General features: G+C 68.6%; 13 protein-coding genes. 10 read left to right on the top strand and 3 right to left on the bottom strand.

What is annotated here, in order from left to right; all coding sequences use genetic code 11:
• Positions 1-8: 8 nt before the first annotated feature.
• Positions 9-431, bottom strand: a complete 423-nt coding sequence (locus tag CYFUS_RS45065; protein WP_095990843.1) for a response regulator — start codon at positions 429-431, stop codon at positions 9-11.
• A 222-nt stretch (positions 432-653) separates the two neighbouring features.
• Between CYFUS_RS45065 and CYFUS_RS45070 the strand changes: the two genes are divergently transcribed.
• The 4 genes from CYFUS_RS45070 to CYFUS_RS45085 all read left to right on the top strand — a co-directional run bounded on the left by CYFUS_RS45070 (position 654) and on the right by CYFUS_RS45085 (position 8,137).
• On the top strand, positions 654-2,117 hold the full coding sequence (locus CYFUS_RS45070; protein WP_095990844.1) for a sensor histidine kinase: 1,464 nt from the start codon (positions 654-656) through the stop codon (positions 2,115-2,117).
• Complete coding sequence (locus tag CYFUS_RS45075; RefSeq protein WP_095990845.1) at positions 2,114-3,520, top strand: sigma-54-dependent transcriptional regulator; 1,407 nt, start codon at positions 2,114-2,116, stop codon at positions 3,518-3,520. The genes CYFUS_RS45070 and CYFUS_RS45075 overlap by 4 nt, the downstream gene beginning before the upstream one ends.
• A gap of 87 nt (positions 3,521-3,607) precedes the next feature.
• Entirely contained in the window at positions 3,608-3,967 is a 360-nt protein-coding gene (locus CYFUS_RS45080) for a MauE/DoxX family redox-associated membrane protein (RefSeq protein ID WP_095990846.1), read from the top strand.
• Positions 3,968-4,222: 255 nt separating this feature from the next.
• Complete coding sequence (locus CYFUS_RS45085; RefSeq protein WP_198316358.1) at positions 4,223-8,137, top strand: protein kinase domain-containing protein; 3,915 nt, start codon at positions 4,223-4,225, stop codon at positions 8,135-8,137.
• Positions 8,138-8,203: 66 nt separating this feature from the next.
• Here CYFUS_RS45085 and CYFUS_RS45090 read toward each other — a convergent pair whose 3' ends face one another.
• On the bottom strand, positions 8,204-8,992 hold the full coding sequence (locus CYFUS_RS45090) for a hypothetical protein (protein WP_095990848.1): 789 nt from the start codon (positions 8,990-8,992) through the stop codon (positions 8,204-8,206).
• Between the two features lie 465 nt (positions 8,993-9,457).
• Here CYFUS_RS45090 and CYFUS_RS45095 point away from each other — a divergent pair, with 465 nt between their 5' ends.
• The 6 genes from CYFUS_RS45095 to CYFUS_RS45120 all read left to right on the top strand — a co-directional run bounded on the left by CYFUS_RS45095 (position 9,458) and on the right by CYFUS_RS45120 (position 15,497).
• The gene (locus tag CYFUS_RS45095; protein ID WP_157759017.1) at positions 9,458-9,790 is read left to right on the top strand and encodes a hypothetical protein; all 333 of its coding nucleotides are present in this window, start codon (positions 9,458-9,460) and stop codon (positions 9,788-9,790) included.
• Positions 9,791-10,019: 229 nt separating this feature from the next.
• A complete protein-coding gene (locus CYFUS_RS45100; protein ID WP_198316359.1) occupies positions 10,020-12,158 on the top strand; it encodes a SulP family inorganic anion transporter in 2,139 nt (712 codons plus the stop codon).
• A gap of 48 nt (positions 12,159-12,206) precedes the next feature.
• Positions 12,207-13,094: an SPFH domain-containing protein gene (locus CYFUS_RS45105; protein ID WP_095990851.1), complete on the top strand. Its 888-nt coding sequence runs from the start codon at positions 12,207-12,209 to the stop codon at positions 13,092-13,094.
• A 5-nt stretch (positions 13,095-13,099) separates the two neighbouring features.
• Positions 13,100-14,038: an SPFH domain-containing protein gene (locus CYFUS_RS53525; RefSeq protein ID WP_095990852.1), complete on the top strand. Its 939-nt coding sequence runs from the start codon at positions 13,100-13,102 to the stop codon at positions 14,036-14,038.
• A 127-nt stretch (positions 14,039-14,165) separates the two neighbouring features.
• Positions 14,166-14,480, top strand: a complete 315-nt coding sequence (locus CYFUS_RS53530) for a type VI immunity family protein (protein WP_232537176.1) — start codon at positions 14,166-14,168, stop codon at positions 14,478-14,480.
• A gap of 240 nt (positions 14,481-14,720) precedes the next feature.
• Entirely contained in the window at positions 14,721-15,497 is a 777-nt protein-coding gene (locus CYFUS_RS45120) for a patatin-like phospholipase family protein (protein ID WP_157759018.1), read from the top strand.
• Positions 15,498-15,900: 403 nt separating this feature from the next.
• Here the strand turns inward: CYFUS_RS45120 and CYFUS_RS45130 are convergent, their stop codons facing one another.
• The gene (locus tag CYFUS_RS45130; RefSeq protein ID WP_157759019.1) at positions 15,901-16,830 is read right to left on the bottom strand and encodes a hypothetical protein; all 930 of its coding nucleotides are present in this window, start codon (positions 16,828-16,830) and stop codon (positions 15,901-15,903) included.
• Positions 16,831-16,906 lie beyond the last annotated feature (76 nt).

Raw genomic sequence — 16,906 nt, forward strand, 5'->3', positions numbered from 1 at the left:
GACGAAGGTTAGCGCAACGAGGAGTCGAGCGCGCCGGTCGCCTCACGCACGGTGTCCCGCAGCACCTCCAGATCCACCGGCTTGTCCAGGAACGCTCGCACCCCCAACCGTCTGGCCTCCTCGCGAGTCTCCTCGTCCGCGAAGGAGGACAAGAGGATGACGGGACAGGAGAGCCCCGCCGCCTGCGTCTGGGCGAGCACCTCCAGCCCGGTGCGCCCCGGCATCCGGATGTCCGAGAGGATGAGATCCGGCGGCGACAGGGGCCCCCCACACACCTGCGTCAACGACACGTAGTCGGCCAGCTCGTAGCCGTCCTCCAGCGCCACCACCGCGAAGCCGGCGCGCACCAGCGTCAACGTCAGGAGCGAGCGCATCTGCTCATCGTCCTCCGCCAGGAGGATGCGAAGCGGAGGGGGTTCGGAAGACATCATGGAGAACGCTCCGGCGGGAGGAAGGGCACTCCCCCCTCCAGGAGCATGCCGTGTGCCAGTGCGCGTCTCGGAGGAGACACGGGGCCCGGAGGGCACGCGCCCGGGGGGCAACCTGCCCCATCGGGGGCATTGCGCCTCGCGCGGGGCGGCCCTGGAAGACAGGGAGTCGGGTGCGTTTCTTGAAGAAGTCCCAGGGGGTATGCCAGACCCCGGAACCACGCCATGAAGCTCGCCCGGAAGATCGTCCTCGCCCTCGTACTGCTCGCCTTCGCCGTCATCGCCGGGCTGCAGACCATCCAGGTGCGCAGGGAGCTGGCTCGCTCCGAGCTGGACATGCAGCATGACCACCGCCTGCTCGGCCATACGCTGGGAGGCTCCTTCGTCCGGGCCTGGCAGATGGAGGGCCAGCAGGCGGCACTCACCCTGCTCTCGGACGCCAACCTCTTCCAGGAGCAGGTGCGGCTGAGCTGGCTGTGGCTGGACTCGCGCGAGGGCAGAGCGCTCCCCGTCGAGCAATGGAGGGCGCTGCTCGCCGGACAGGACACGTCCTTCACGGACCAGTCCCGGCCGCCGGGGTGGTTGCTCTCCTTCACCCCCGTCACCGTCAACGGGCGCCTGGGCGCCATCGAGATCATCGAGCCCCTGATGGAGCAGCGCCTGCACGTGCGGCAGACGGTGGTGAGCACCGCGGTGGCCACGGGCGCCATCACCCTCGCCTTCCTCATCGTGGCCATGGCCATGGGGCGCAGGCTGGTGGGCCAGCCGGTGGAGCAACTGGTGGGGCTCGCCCACCGTGTGGGGCAGGGAGACCTGGAGGCCCGGGTGCACCTGCGCCAGGAGGACGAGCTGGCCACGCTGGCGAGCGCGATGAACCAGATGGCCCACGAACTGTCCTCCGCGCGCGCGCAGGTGGAGGCGGAGACGGCGGCGCGCGTGGCCACGCTCGAGCACCTGCGGCACTCGGACCGGCTGGCCACCGTGGGCAAGCTCGCCTCGGGCATGGCGCACGAGCTGGGCACCCCACTCAACGTGGTGCTCGGCCGCGCGAAGATGATCGCCTCGGGCGAGGCCGAGGGCGAGGAGGTGCCCGAATACGCCCGCATCATCACCCAGCAGGTGCAGCACATGACGGGCATCATCCGCCAACTGCTGGACTTCGCCCGGCGGCGCACGCCGCAGCGCACCCCGGAGGATCTGACGCAGCTCGTCGAGCGCACCCTCACGCTCCTGCGGCCCCTGGCGGAGCGGCGCCACGTCACGCTGGACCAGGAGGCCACGGGTCCGCTCATGCTGGAACTGGACGCGGGGCAGATCCAACAAGCCCTCACCAACCTCATCGTCAATGGCATGCAGGCAATGAAGCAGGGGGGGACGCTCCGGGTGAGGCTTGGGAAGGAGCACGCCCTGCCCCCCGCGGACCTGGGAGGGCCCGAGGCCGAGTGGGTGCGGCTGGACGTGCGGGACGAGGGCGAGGGCATTGCGCCCGAGGCGCTGCCCCACATCTTCGAGCCCTTCTTCACCACCAAGGACGTGGGCGAGGGAACGGGGCTCGGCCTGTCTGTCTCCTATGGACTCATCCGGGACCATGGGGGGTGGATTGCCGTGAGCAGCGAGCCCGGACGCGGTAGTTGTTTTTCCATCTTCCTCCCACCGGGAGCGAGGGACGCACAGGAGGCGGGGACATGAGCGCGACGAAGGGCCGCGTGCTGGTCGTCGAGGACGAGCGCGAGATGCGGGCGCTCCTGGAGAAGGGCCTGACGCGCCGGGGCTTCGTGCCCACGGTGCGAGGAAGCGCGGACGAGGCCTTCGCGCTGTTGGAGTCGGAGGACTTCGACACGGTGCTCACGGATCTGCGGATGCCGGGCATGGATGGGATCGCGCTGTGCGAGCGCGTCGCGCTCAACCGTCCGGACATCCCGGTGGTGGTGGTGACGGCGTTTGGCAGCCTGGAGACGGCCGTGGCGGCCATCCGCGCGGGCGCGTACGACTTCGTGACGAAGCCGGTGGACCTGGACGCGCTGGCGCTGGTGCTGGAGCGAGCGGTGCAGCACCGGGCGCTGCGCGAGGAGGTGCGGCGGTTGCGCCGGGCGCTGGGCGAGGTATCCGTGGAAGGGAGCGTGGTGGGAGAGAGCCTCGCGCTGCGCCGGGTGTACGAGCTCATCGACCGGGTGGCGGACTCGGACACGTCGGTGCTGATCACGGGCGAGAGCGGCACGGGCAAGGAGGTGGCCGCGCGGGCGTTGCACGCGCGGGGCCGGCGCCGGACGGGGCCCTTCGTGGCCATCAACTGCGCGGCCATGCCCGAGGCGCTGCTGGAGAGTGAGTTGTTCGGCCACGTGCGGGGGGCATTCACGGATGCGAAGACGTCGCGCTCGGGCCTGTTCGTGAAGGCCAATGGCGGCACGCTGTTCCTCGACGAAGTGGGGGAGTTGCCGATCACGCTCCAGCCCAAGCTGCTGCGGGCGTTGCAGGAGCGCACGGTGCGCCCGGTGGGAGGGGAGACGGAGGTGGCCTTCGACGCGCGCATCGTCGCCGCCACCAACCGGGACCTGGAGCTGGCGGTGGAGGAGGAACGCTTCCGCGAGGACCTGTACTACCGGCTCAACGTCATCGGCCTGGAGCTGCCGCCCTTGAGGGCCCGGGGCAATGACGTGTTGCTGCTGGCGCAGCGCTTCCTGGAGCACTTCGCCACGCGCAGCGGCAAGCGGGTGGTGGGGCTGAGCCCCGCGGTGGCCCAGCGGCTGTTGGCCTATAGCTGGCCCGGCAACGTGCGCGAATTGCAGAACTGCATCGAACGGGCGGTGGCGCTCACGGCCTACGAGCAGCTCACGGTGGAGGATCTGCCGGATCGCATCCGGGACTACCGCGCGCCCAATCCCCAGACACAGAACCAGGACGTGTCCGAGCTGGTGTCGCTGGAGGAGATGGAGCGGCGCTACATCCAGCGTGTCATGGAGACGGTGGGGGGCAGCCGGACACTCGCCTCGCGCATCCTCGGCGTGGACCGCAAGACGCTCTACCGCAAGCTCGGCCGACGCCACCCCGCCGCGTCCTCCGGGGCGGAGGACAAGGACGACGCCAAGGCGTAGGCCCGGCAGGAGCGGCAATCCCAACCACCGCTCTGCTCCAAACAGCCATGAGCCAATATCCATAACGCTCACATCCCTTGAAATCCCATGACCCGCTTCTTCTTGTACCTGATGGCATTGCTGTACATCGGTGCCGGCATCAACCACTTCGTCCATCCGGACCCGTATGTGCGGCTCATGCCGCCCTACATTCCCTATCACCGGGCCATGGTGCTGCTCAGCGGCGTCTTCGAGATTGGACTGGGCCTGTTGCTCCTGCCCGCCGTCACCCGGCCCTACGCCGCCTGGGGCATCATCGCGCTACTCATCGCCGTCTTCCCCGCCAACATCCAGATGGCGATCGATTACCACCGCCAGGGCAATCCCCACCTGTGGGTGGCCCTCGTCCGCCTGCCCTTGCAGCTTCCCCTCATCTGGTGGGCGTGGAAGTACACCGCTCGTCACTGACCCGAGGGCTCAGCTGCCACCACGTCGACCCGAAGAACCAGGTCCAAGAGGGCGGGCTCGCGGTGGGCCCGCCGCTGGCGCCATAGAGGGGAATTCATTGCCCGTGCCTTGCGAGGCTTCTACATTTTTCAAGACAGCTCACGGGGTCCAACCATGGGGAAGAGCGGCGACGGCGAGCAGGGCGACCAACGACCGACACCACCCTCCCGGGAGTCATTCGAAGACTCGGATTTCGGGGACTCACTTCTGAAAGAGGTGGCTGGCTCCTCCCCAAGGCACGCGTTCCGCCGTCTGGTGCCCGGAGAGCGGTTGGGAGGCTCGGACGGACGCCGCTTCGAGATCCTCCAGAGCCTGGGAGCGGGCGCCATGGGTCAGGTCTTCCGCGCCCGAGACGAGGAATTACAGCGCGTGGTTGCGCTCAAGTTCCTCTTCCCCCGCGAGGAGCTGGCGGGCATGGCGTTGCGGGAAGCACGGGCCATTGCCCAACTGGACCACGAGAACATCGTCCGCATCTTCGACATCTCCGAGTGGGCGAAGGGACCGGGCCGGCATCCAGTGCCCGTGCTCGTCATGGAGTGTCTGGAGGGCGAGTCGCTCGCGGCGGTGCTGCGGCGGGAGAACCGGCTCGCGCCGTGGCGTGCGCTGGACATCCTGCGCGGGGTGGCGGCCGGGCTGGCGCACGCACACCAGCATCACATCGTCCACCGCGACCTCAAGCCGAGCAATGTCTTCATCACCAGACAAGGCACGGTGAAGCTGCTCGACTTCGGACTGGCATGGCTGACGGAAGGCCCCTCGGCGCTGCCGCATCTGCCCACCGCCGGCACGCCCGCATACATGGCGCCGGAGCAATGGCGCGGGCGGAGGGTGGACGAGCGCACCGACCTCTGGGCCGCGGGCATCATGCTCTACGAACTGCTCACCGGAGAGCTGCCCTACCCCTCCATGAACCTGGAGGAGCTGCGCGAGAAGGTGCTGTCGCCGGAGACGGTGCCGCCGCTGCACGCGCGCCACCCGGAGCTGCGCGGGGAGTTGGAATCACTCCTGTCCGTGGTGCTGGCCAAGGAGCCCTCGCAACGACTGTTGTCGGCCGAGGAGCTGAGCGAGGAGCTGCACGAACTGGAGGAGCAGTTCCGGCCGGGGCGAGAGCCCCTCCGGTCTGTGGCGCCTCAGCGACGGCAGGTGACGCTGGTGTCGTGCCGACTCGAAGGGCTGTCCGCGCTGGCGGAGGAGATGGATCCGGAGGACTTCGGCGAACTGGAGGCGACCTTCCACCAGTGTGCGTCGAAGGTGATGCAGCGCCACGGTGGCTTCGTCCACCTGTGTATGGGGAACGAGACGCTGGCCTGTTTCGGCTACCCGGTGGCACGGGAGGGAGACTCGGAGCGCGCGGTGCTCGCGGGTCTGGCGCTGCCCACCGCCGTGCGCGAAGCACTCCAGGGGAAGGTGCCGCCGGGAAGTCACACGGTGTTGTCGGCGCGGGTGGGCATCTACACGGACATGGTGGTGCTGGACGACATCCTCCCCGAGTTGCGCGGGCGCACCCTCACCATCCAGGGGGAGGCGCCCCGGGTGGCGGGGTGGCTGGCACGGCAGGCCGGGCCGGACGAGGTGGTGGTCGGCCCCACCACGCACAACCTGGTGCAGCATGCCTTCGACACGGAACCGCTCGGCCCGAGGATGCTCGACGACAGGCGCGAACTGGCCGTGCACCGCGTGCTGCGCTCGCGCGAGGCCATCATTCGCTTCGAACGGGCACGCACAGGAGGCGGGACGTTGAGCCCGTTGGTGGGCCGCGATCGGGAGCTGGGGCGCCTGCTCGACGCGTGGCGGCGCGCCCGCGAGCGGCAGGGGAGCTACGTGCTCCTGTCTGGCGAAGCGGGCATCGGCAAATCCCGCCTCATCCAAGAGCTGATCGAGCGGGTGTCACCGGAGCGGCCCACGCTGCTGCGGCTCCAGTGCTGGAGCCAGTACAGCGCCAGCGCACTGCACCCCGTCATCGAGATGCTGCAGCGCATGTGGCTTCGCCCGGAGCGCTCGCGCCAGGAAACCCTGCGCGTGGTGGAGGCGCATTTCCAGCAGCGGGGCTTGTCGCCCATTCAGGTGGGGCTGCTGGCCGAGCTGATGTCACTGCCGGTGGCCGAGGACTCGCCGCACCTGCACCTCACCCCGCAGAAGAAGAAGGAAGAGATGCTGGCGGCACTGGCATCGCTGCTCATGTGGAACGCCAGAGAGCAACCGGTCCTGATAGTGGTGGAGGATCTGCACTGGGCGGACCCCTCCACTCTGCAACTGCTCAACTATCTACTGGAAGAGGTGGAACGGACGCGCGTCCTCTTCGTGCTCAGCGCGCGCCCGGAGTTCCGCCCACCGCGGGCCCACGGCCCGGACTTCGAGTCCATCCCCCTGGAACGGCTGCCCGCGGCCTGTACCGAGCGGCTGGTGAGGGAGGTGACGCGCGGCCAGTCCCTGCCGGAGGAGGTGACGCGGCAACTGGTGGCCCGCACGGACGGCATCCCCCTCTTCGTGGAGGAGATGACGCGCATGATCCTGGAGGGCGGAACACCGGCCTCCATCCCCTTGACCCTCCAGGAGTTGCTGCTGGCGCAGCTGGACTCGCTACCCAGGAGGCAGAAGCAGCTCGCGCAGTTGTGCGCGCTCATAGGGCGCACCTTCTCCCAGGCGCTGCTCGTCATCCTCACGGGCCGGAGCGAGCCCGCGCTGCGCCGGGAATTGATGGGGCTGGTGTCCGCCGGGCTGATCCAAGCCCAGCCCGACGACCCCGAGCCCACCTACCAGTTCCGCCACTCCCTCATCCAGGAGGCCGCGTGCCAATCCCAGCCCCGGGGGACGCGGCGGCACTACCACCGGAAGATCGCCCACGTACTGGAGACGCACTTCCCCGGAGTGGCGGAGACGCGGCCCGAACTGCTGGCACGTCACTACGAAGAGGCTCAGGAGTTCCGGTCCGCCATCCACTACTGGAGGAAGGGCGGCATGCTCGCCACCTTGCGTCACGCCAGCACGGAGGCGGTGAGCCACCTCACTCAGGCGCTGAAGCTGCTGCGAAGCCTGCCGGACAGCACGGAGCTCACGAAGGAGGAACTGCAGCTACTCACCGCCCTGGGCATGCCACTGATGCAGGTGCAGGGCGTCCAGTCGTCCGAGGTGGAGAGCACGTACGCACGGGCGCAGGCGCTCTTCCGCCAGGTGGGCGAGGAGCTGCCACGGTTGGAGCTGAGCTTCTGGGGCTCGTTCGTCTACTACTGCATGCGAGCCAGGTTTCACGACGCGCACAAGGTGGCCGAACTGTTGGTGGAACTGGGAGAGCGCCAGGACAACAGCGAGATGCTCTGCATGGGCCACCGGATGATGGCCACGAACTTCTTCACCTGGGGGGACATCCGCCAGAGCCTGCGCCACGTGGAGCAAGCACGGGCGCACTCGGACTTCGACCTCGAGCGGCACCGGGAACTCGCCGTGAGACAGTGGGTGGATCCGAGCGTGAGCGTGCTGACCATTGGCTCACTCCCGCTCTCAGTGGTGGGCGAGGAGGACCAGGCCGAGCGCTTCACCCGCGAGGCGCTGGAGCTGGCCGGCCGCATCGGCCACCCGAACACGATGGCGTTCGCGCTCACCCATTGCGCCTTCGGCAGCCAGGTGCGCGGGGATGCGAACACCACGCTGGCATACACCGAGCAGTGCATCTCACTCATGCACGAGCACCGCTTATCCCCGTGGTGCATGCAGTCCTCGTCGCTGCGGGCCTGGGCCCTGTCCGAGTTGGGGCGTCCCGAGGAGGGGCTGGTCCTGATGCTGCGAACACACAAGCAGTGGGAGCACTCCGGCATCCTCGCGGCAATGCACCACAACCTGGGCATGCTGGCTTCCATCTACCTGCGGCTGGGACGGGTGAAGGAGGGCCTGGCCGCAGTGGACGAGGCACTGACATGGCCGCCAAGAACGAAAGAGTATTGGTACCTGCCCGAGCTGCTTCGCACCCGGGGCGAGTTGCTTCGCATGGCGGGCCGGGAAGCGGAGGCGCGAGAGGTCTTCCTCGAGGCCATCCACTTCGCCCACGAGCATGAAATGACCATCTATGAGCGACGGGCCCGCGCGAGCCTGAACCAGCTCTCGGAACCACACGAGGCGTCCTTCCACAAACAGTGACTCACGCCCGGATGGGCATTGCCTGTCTGCCCTTACGGGCACAGGTCAGTGAAACGAAACCTCGCTTCACTGACCCGAGGGCTCGACGGATTGCGGTAGACGGACGCGCTTGGCGACGGGCAGGTAGCACCTGCCCTGATACTCGGCATGGGTATCCGCCAGACAAGGAGGACGCTGGGCGACTTCAATCCAGCACCCACCATTGATGGTCACTTCACCCCGTTGGGCCTTGCAGGGAGCCGGCTCCTGATTCGCGAAGGGGTTCGCCGGCATGGGGTAGGCAATGATGCCCGCCTGGGATTCACTCGAGGCGATGACATAAGGCGCATTCGACAGGGCGACTGTCTTCGACGCCATGCCGGCAACGGCCTCATTCGGGAGCAAAGGCTCTCCCGCGATGGACAGCCCCACGCCCAGACCCAGCGCGAACACCGCCACGCTCGCGAGCGCCGGCACACTCCATGACCAGTGCGCTCGTGAATTCCACGGCGCGGAAGCAACGACCGGCCCTCGCGCGAGATGGGCTTGCACCCGGGCATTGTCCTCCACGCGTCCGACCGCCGCGGTCATCAGGACGAGGAGGTTCGCCAACTCCATCAGCTGGGCCGCGGCGGGAGCCTGCTCCACGTCCAACGTCACCGAGTCTCCCTTCGGATCGCAGGAGATGCACACCCGCCAGGGACCCTCGGGCCGCCACTCCACGTCATTCCCGGGCCTCAGCACCAGCGCGGGCCGCCCCTTGTCCACCCGCCATGCCTCGTAGAGGCAGCCGAGTCCCGGCCCGACCTCGCCGTAGCTCTCGCCAGGCTGGAACAGCCTCGGCGTGCCCCCCACCCCGCTCTTCTCATCCGTCATTCGTCGTCCCCTCGTGACCGCACGGCCCAGGCCCACACGGGACAGGATTTGACCATTCAAGTCAAGTCCCTTCACATGTCCTCTTGGGTCAAGAGAGCACCATCTCTCCATGGAGACGGATGCCCCGCCTGGGTGGGCTCCATCCACGGCGGCACCAGGCACAACATCAGTGAGCGAGGGCCAACCCGTCATGGGCGGCGACGCACCGGCGTCACCCCCCTGACCACGCCCGCCCTGGAACCGCTGTGCACTCCGTAGCACCTCCCACGATTTCAACCTGATGGATGCAAACCATTAGATTCACTCAACTACTTTCAGGTGAAATGAATCCATTCGTCGTCCACTTTTCTCCAAAAGGAATGAGAAAAGTCCTGGTGCGATTGACTTGCACATGACCCGCCCGGAAGTGTTAGAAGAATTGGGTTTTGGCTGGTTTTACCACCTGCGTGGGGGGCCCCGAGGCCGATGAGGCGCGTCATCCATCACATGCTCCTGGGGTTGTTGGTGTTCGGGCTGCTCGGCCCGCTCACCGCCTACACCTGGAAGCTGGCCGTCCGCAGTGCCGCGGCGACCGAGGAGACGCAGGAATCGCTCGACAAGGATTTCACGCTCTCGCGCATCATGGCCCGGCTGTCGGGAGCACGCCGCCTGCCGCCGTGTCCCCCTCGAGAAACCCCACGTGCGCGGCAGGACCGCCGCGCGCGGGTGCTGCCACCCGCGCAGGTCATCACCCCCCGGGCGGTGGTGGTGTGGCGGCCGTCGAATCCAGTCCCGGACGAAGAACCCTTCTGTCGCTGACCGGGCTCCGGCCGCGCCCGACGTCCGCCCGGCATCCGTGCCCCGGGTGCTGATGCGCGCGCGCACGTGACGGACCCCGCGTCCCCCCACGGCGCTCCGCCACGTCCTTTCGCCACCGCTCCTCCGCGCGAGGCAAGGCACTCCCGTGTCCTTGCCACCCGCCCGGCGTCCCTTTCACCCCTCGGCCGCGTGCCCTCTGGCACGTGCCGGTTTCCACACGTGTATGCCCATGCAACGAGCCCGTGAGAAGAATGCCCTGACGCGCGAGAAGAGTGCCCTGACGCGCGCCCGGCGCCTGCCCGCGCCAAGGCCCCTGTCGCGCGTCCTGGAGAGACAACGCCCCCCGCCCTCGGAGGACAGCTTCGGCGCCGAGTGGCACTCGGTGCGCCGCTACCTGGTGGACTCCTGGAAGGACGTGGTGCGCTTCATTCCCCAGGACGTGCTGTCCGGTGTCACCGTGGCGGCGGTGGCGCTGCCGCTCAACCTGGCCCTGGCGGTGGCCAGCGGCCTGCCTCCCTCGGCGGGCCTCATCGCCGGCGTGGTGGGCGGCGGCATCGCGGCGATGATGGGCGGCACGCCCCTGCAGGTGACGGGCCCCGCCGCGGCGCTGTCCACCATGGTGTTCGCCCTGGTCGCCCGCTTCGGCGTGGCGGGTGCGGCCGCCGCCGCCATGGCGGTGGGCGGCATGCAGTTGCTGCTCTCCCTGGGCCGCGCCGGCCGGCTGATGAAGTACGTGCCCGAGTCGGTGCTCGCTGGCTTCACCACGGGCGTGGGCATCAAGCTGCTCGATCAACAGATTCCCGAGCTGCTCGGCTTCGACTACCGGGTGTTCGAGCTCGCGCAGATGATGCACCGGCCGGAGTGGCTGCACGAGGTGTCCTGGCTGTCGACGCTGTCGGGCCTCGCGGTCGCCTTCCTGGTGGTCGCCGCGCGGCACCTCAAGCGCTTCCCGGCGGCGCTGGTGGGCGTGGGCATCGTCACGGCGCTGGCCAGCTACCTCGGCTGGGACATCTCCCGCGTGGGCGAGGTCCCCTCCAGCCTCCCGCCTCCCTCGCTGCCGGCCCTGCAGGGCCGTTGGCTGGAGCTGTTCGCCGCGGCCCTGCCGCTCGGCATCCTCGCCGCGGCCGAGTCGCTCCTGTCCGCGCGCGTCACCGACCGCATGGCCCCCAACGCTCGGCCCCACCAGCCCACGCTGGAGCTGCTCGGCCAGGGCCTGGCCAACCTGGGCTCCGGGGTGATGGGCGGCATGCCCGTCACGGGCGTGGTGGTGCGCTCGGGCGTCAACGTGCAGAGCGGAGGCCGCACCCGCCTCGCCTCCTTCCTGCACTCCGCGTCCCTGCTCTTCGTGATGCTGTACCTGTCGGATCAAATCGCCAAGGTGCCGCTGGCGGGCCTGGCGGGGCTCTTGTGCGTGGTGGGCCTGCGCCTGGTGGAGGTGGGCACGTTGGTCCACCTGTGGAAGGAGGAGCGGGTGGAGGCGGTGGCCTTCCTCGTCACGGCGGCGGGCACGTTGAGCGGCCACCTGGTGGAGGGCCTCGCGGGCGGCATGGTGATTCACGCGGTGGGCGCCTGGCTGCACCGGCGCAGGCACAAGCCGCACCCGAGCGCGCCCTCGCAGGAGCAGAAGCAGCAGGGCGTGCGCGCGGTGCTCTCGCGGGCCCACGCCGCGGCACGGCACCCGAGCCACCTGGAGGCCTCGCCGCACTCGCTCGGCTGGCTGCGGCACATCAAGTCCCGGCCCCTCATGTCGAGCTCCTCGTTCGTCCACCCGCAGGCGGCGGTCATCGGCCGGGTGGTGCTCGGCGACCATGTGCACATCGCCGCGGGCAGCTCGGTGCGCGCGGACGAGGGCACGCCCTTCCACATCGGCGCCAACTCCAACATCCAGGACGGCGTGGTCATCCACGCCCTCAAGGAGCGCAAGGTGATGGTGGGCGGCGAGGAGTGGGCGGTGTACGTGGGCAAGAACGTCTCCATGGCCCACAACGCCCTGGTGCACGGCCCCTGCTACATCGGGGATGACACCTTCGTGGGCTTCAAGGCGGTGGTGCACGACGCCGTCGTCGGCAGCCACTGCTACATCGGCATCGGCGCCATCGTGGTGGGCGTGGAGGTGCCGGATGGGAGATTCGTCCCCCACGGCACCATCGTGGACACCGCGGAGAAGGCCGAGCGCCTGCCGCCGGTGAGCGAGGCCCACCGCGAGTTCAACGAGGACGTGGTGGACGTCAACCGAGGCCTGGCCGCCGCCTACCGTACCCAGGACGGGGAGGTCCGGCAGACCACGCGTCCCCTGGCAACCCACAACAACACCGAGCCCACGTCCGGATGGACGAACTGGCGGCGCTCCCGCGACGAGCGCTTCTGAGCGCGGGGCCCCCGTGAACGACAACCTTTCCTACGGAGTCACACAACCATGTTCTTGATGGGAATCCTGATGGGCGCGACGGTCTACGGCGCCTATGTGCTGTCCCGCTGCTTCTTCCGGGTGGAGGAGGGACACCTGACGGTGCTCACCGCCTTCGGCGCGGCGCGGACCGAGGCCGATGGCAAGACGCTGCGCACCTGGGGTCCGGGGCTGCACCGCAAGCTGCCCTGGGAGAGGGCGCATGACATCCCCATGATGGAGCAGGCCCTGGAGCTGGCCGGCGAGAAGGGCGGCCAGACGGCGATGACGGGAGACGGCACGGTGCTGCGCTTCGACAGCACCCTGCGCTACGTGCCCGTGCGCGACAGCCTGGGCCACTTCCTCTTCGGCCTGCGCGCGCCGGTGGAGCACATCACCGGGCTGTTCTCCTGCCTGTTGCGCAACGAGATCGCCAACTTCCACGCTCCCGCCGCGGGTCCGGAGACGGTGAGCGGCGCGCTGGCCGCGGCGAACCAGGCGGGTGAGAACTCCTACGCGCTCATCCGCCGCGAGCGCCGGCTGCTCAGCCAGCGCATCGAGGCGTTCTGCCACAAGGAGATCGGCCGCAAGTACGGCGTGCAGTTCGTGGGCGTGGACCTCACGGACGTGCTGCCACCGGATGAGCTGGACAGCGCGCTCAACGCCGTCATCGCCGCGCAGAACGAGTCGGACGCGGCCTATGCGCGCGCCGGAGCGGAGTGCCAGCAGCGCGTGCTGGCCGCCGCGCGCGGCGTGGAGATCGCCCGGGCGCGCGCCGCGGCGACCGAGACGGAAATCCTCAAGCTGGGCGAGTTCCTCTCGGAGCTCGACCGGCAGAACACCCTCCACCTCTACGTGTCGCGCCGCCGGGCCGAGGTCATGTCCGAGTCGCGCACCGTCTACCTCAAGGGACAGTAACCCCCATGAACTCGAGCCAACTGCTTCAACTCATCGGCGGTATCGTCGCGGGCCTGTGCACCGTGCCCTTCCTGATTGGACTGGGGCGCCTGTTCGGCCTCCAGGTGGAGGACGAGGAGACGGTGCTCGTCACGCGCTTTGGCAAGCTGGAGAAGACGCTGAGCAAGCCGGGCTGGCACTGGGTGCCCGAGCGCGTGCTGCCCTGGGTGCGCACGTTCCCGGTGAGCCGGGCGCGCGACTTCCGCGACATCACCAACATCCAGGTCAACGACGCGCGGGGCACCACGGTCATCGTGGACCTGTGGCTGGAGTTCCGGGTGGCGGATCCGGCGCGCGCGCTCTTCGGGGTGGCGGACTGGGACAAGTCGCTCCGGGCGCTCGTCACCCACGCGGCGCTGTCCATCCTGGGCAACCGCTCGTTCGAGCACATCCTGTGTGACCGCAGCGAGCTGGGCGAGAAGGTGCGCCAGGACATCCAGGACGAGACGCAGCGCTGGGGCCTGGAAGTGGAGCGGGTGCTCGTCCGCAACGTGAGCCTGCGCCCCGAGGTGGCCCAGCAGGTGTTCGACACGCTGTCGGCGCGGCTCGAGCGCGCCACGGCGGAGGTGGAGGAGGAGGGACGCCAGCGCGTGGCGCTCCTGGACGCGCAGACGAGCGCCCAGGTGGCGTCGCTGGTGGCCGAGGCCAAGGGCCAGTACCCGGCGGCGGTGGGCCGTGCCTTCGCGATGCTGGGCAAGCAGCCGCGGGTGCTCCACGCCTACAACGAGCTGTACTCGCTCTCCCAGGTGCGCCCGCACCGCACCGTGGCCTTCCATGGCTTCGCCGAAGACGAGATGCGGGCCATCGACGCGGCGATGCTCCCCACCACGACGACCAACGGCGCCCAGGATCTGGAAGTCCCGACGCTGCGCCCCAATGGGGACGAGCGTAAGGTCGAGGCCTGAGCGCCGCTCCTTGAAGTGTTGCACCCCGGGAAGGGGGCACCCACGGGTGCTCCCTTCCCGGGACTCCGGCGAGCACGGGCAAGCCCACTTGGAGGAGCACGGCGCCAAACATGAGCGCGAGCTCGCGATGGAGCTGACGTCCCCCTGCCCTAATTGGTTGAACTTCCTGGGTCATCCCGTGTTGGACGGACTGGGAGGAGCAGCGGGTCTCCGGGCCCGGTTGCACTCGCCGGATACCACCCTTCAGGAAATGAAGGAGGGACGGGCCGTCATCACCCTTGGCGCCCGACCTGACGCGGGTGACATCGAGCGAGGCCGCACGCTGCCCGCCTACCGGGAACTGGCACGTGTATTGGAACCCGCCCTCTATTACAGACAGTACCCACGAAACCAAGAGGTCCCCGAGCACATCCGCCGCTGGGAGCGCCGCTTCCACGAATGAGCTTGAGGCATCTCTGAGCGGCGGGAATCGAACCCGCCGCCAGAACCTCCGGAATCAGTGAAATGCGCATGCGGAGGAGAACGCCTCATGCATGCTTTTCCCGCGAGGCGCCCATCGACATGCCACGCCATTCATTGCCAGCTTCCCCGACGGCGGGACCCTCGAGTGGGACTCAGCGGGCGGGTGGGGCCTTGGTGCGATATAGTAGCGGGTGCACCGAGCGCCGAGGTCCATGAACCCATGAGCAACATGATCCTGAACAGGAGAGAGACTGCGCCGACTGGGTCCCCGGGAATTCCGCTGCCGTCCATTTCCTTCTCCGGGTGCGCGTGGCTCATCTCGTACCATCTCGGCGTCATCGATGTGGCGCGCGAGGTGTGCGACCTGTCGCGGACGACGTTCCTGGGGGCCTCCTCTGGAAGCTTGGCGGCGATCCTGGCGGCCGCGGAAATCAAGACGGCGGACGCACTGGACTTCATCATCACGATGGTGCGAGACGTGGAGCCGAGGTGGTTGGGACCCTTCGGGCGGATGAGCCAGACGGTGACCGCGGGCCTGCGGCGGCTGATGCCCGAGGACACCTATCTGCGCGTGCGGGGGCGGGTCTACATCTCGGTGACCCGCCTGCCGACCCTGCGCAACCTGCTGCTGCCAGAGCGCGAACTCCGCTCGAACGAGGAGCTGCTCCGCATCGCGCTCGCGTCCTGCTACATCCCCCTGTACTACGAACGGCCCGTCTTCTACGGCGGCTTTCCCGCGCTGGACGGAGGGGCCTCGAACAACTTGCCCCAACTGGATGCCCACACGGTCCTGGTCTCCCCTACGCCTTCCTTCCAGCGCAAGCGGCTCGACATCTTCCCCAAGGAGGAGCCACCGCTGATCACCGCGCTCCTTCCCCGGGTGACGATCGTCGAGCGCTTGTTCGAGCAAGGCCGCGAGGATGGGCTGGCCTTCTTCACGACGACGCTCGCGGCGCGTGCGCGCCCCGAAGTGACCCCCATTCCCCCAGGCCGATGAGGCCCTGGAAATGACTCCTCCCCAGGCGGGGGGGCTCAGAGGTAGCCCACTCGATAGGCGCAAGCCACCAGCGGCTCCCCATTCATGGCGGTGATTGCCTCGCAGCTCTCGACATCGGGCATGCCGGCCTTCGTGCAGGAGGCCCGGCAGGCGGAGTCTTCCAAGGGACGACTCGGGAGCGCCGGAGCGCGCTCCGAGTAGATGCATCGGACCTCTTCGCCGCTCCAGCCACAACTGACCGACGGGGGTACGCCCAAGGCTCGAGAGCAGACCTCGATGCAGTTGCTGGCGCTCCCGCTGGGCGCGTGGGCGATGGGAATGAAGAGGTAACGCGAGGTGGGGCACCCCCCAAGCAGCACTGCCGCCGAGAGTGCTCCGAGCACACGCACGATGAGGGGCGGGGTCAAAATTCCGACTCCTTCGAGGGAGAATGAGGGGCACGAGGCGCTGAAACAGGTGAGCCGAGCCCGTCCACGGCTGGACCCCCGGTGGCCGCCACGTCCAGGAAGCGAACTTCAACGCGGCGGGCAAGCCAGCGGATCAGCCGCCGCGGTCCCTTGACGATAAGCATGTCCTCGCCCCCCTCGGACACCGCTCCGCCCTGGGCAATGATCGCCTTGCTCAACTTCGGGTTCGACTCGAAGAGTCCGACCACGAGCTCCACTTCCTCCTCGGGCAGGGCCTCGGCGGAGCGAAGCAGTCGTGCAGCACCGGCGCGTCCTTCCAGACAACCGGAGAGCGGGCCGAGGCTTCGCCCGAGCTTCAATGCCGCCTCGTAGCGACCGACCCAGTCCACTCCAGGCAACCGGCGGACCTGACCTGCTTGAACCGCGCTCATGCGGACCACGGCGGTGGTCGCATTCCAGTCGACCAGCACCACCGGCGCTGGACTCGCGAGTGCCGGGGCGTGCTGCAAGGATGCGAGCCACGGTGAATCACCGAACATGGGTGCGGCGAAGTGGACCAGCCAATACACCGGCTGCTCGGGTCCAGCCGCGAGGGTCCACCCTCGCGGCACCGGGAGCTGATCCGGTCGCGTCCTGCCGGTATCGACGATCAGGCCCAGGCCGACGCTTTCGAGCACGTCCACGTCATCGGCATATTGAAACCAGGCCCGGACCTGCTCGACCGGATTCTGGTAGAGCCTCGTGAGACGGGCCGCCAGGGCATCCAGTTGTGAGTCGGTCGCCTGGACGAAGAAGGGAAATCCGGAGCCGGCGCCGTACTCGAAGAGCACCCGGGCGCCGACGCTCGCGAGGCCCGCGGCGACGTGCTTCAAGCTCGCTTCGTCTCGGGCCATCGCGTCGGGCATGCGGATCTTGATCTTGTGCAAGCCGCCTCCGGGACGCTTGCTCGAGTCAGGTTGTGCCCAGACGAGACAGTCGCCTTCCTCGGCGCGCGCCGCCCGC

The sequence above is a fragment of the Cystobacter fuscus genome (assembly GCF_002305875.1).
In the GTDB taxonomy this organism is placed as follows: Bacteria; Myxococcota; Myxococcia; order Myxococcales; family Myxococcaceae; genus Cystobacter; species Cystobacter fuscus_A.

Bases quoted from the DNA above. Each gene is read 5' to 3' on its own strand.
- CYFUS_RS45065 (WP_095990843.1), bottom strand. From the start codon at position 431: ATGATGTCTTCCGAACCCCCTCCGCTTCGCATCCTCCTGGCGGAGGAC.
- CYFUS_RS45070 (WP_095990844.1), top strand. From the start codon at position 654: ATGAAGCTCGCCCGGAAGATCGTCCTCGCCCTCGTACTGCTCGCCTTC.
- CYFUS_RS45075 (WP_095990845.1), top strand. From the start codon at position 2,114: ATGAGCGCGACGAAGGGCCGCGTGCTGGTCGTCGAGGACGAGCGCGAG.
- CYFUS_RS45080 (WP_095990846.1), top strand. From the start codon at position 3,608: ATGACCCGCTTCTTCTTGTACCTGATGGCATTGCTGTACATCGGTGCC.
- CYFUS_RS45090 (WP_095990848.1), bottom strand. From the start codon at position 8,992: ATGACGGATGAGAAGAGCGGGGTGGGGGGCACGCCGAGGCTGTTCCAG.
- CYFUS_RS45095 (WP_157759017.1), top strand. From the start codon at position 9,458: ATGAGGCGCGTCATCCATCACATGCTCCTGGGGTTGTTGGTGTTCGGG.
- CYFUS_RS45100 (WP_198316359.1), top strand. From the start codon at position 10,020: ATGCAACGAGCCCGTGAGAAGAATGCCCTGACGCGCGAGAAGAGTGCC.
- CYFUS_RS45105 (WP_095990851.1), top strand. From the start codon at position 12,207: ATGTTCTTGATGGGAATCCTGATGGGCGCGACGGTCTACGGCGCCTAT.
- CYFUS_RS53525 (WP_095990852.1), top strand. From the start codon at position 13,100: ATGAACTCGAGCCAACTGCTTCAACTCATCGGCGGTATCGTCGCGGGC.
- CYFUS_RS53530 (WP_232537176.1), top strand. From the start codon at position 14,166: ATGGAGCTGACGTCCCCCTGCCCTAATTGGTTGAACTTCCTGGGTCAT.
- CYFUS_RS45120 (WP_157759018.1), top strand. From the start codon at position 14,721: ATGAGCAACATGATCCTGAACAGGAGAGAGACTGCGCCGACTGGGTCC.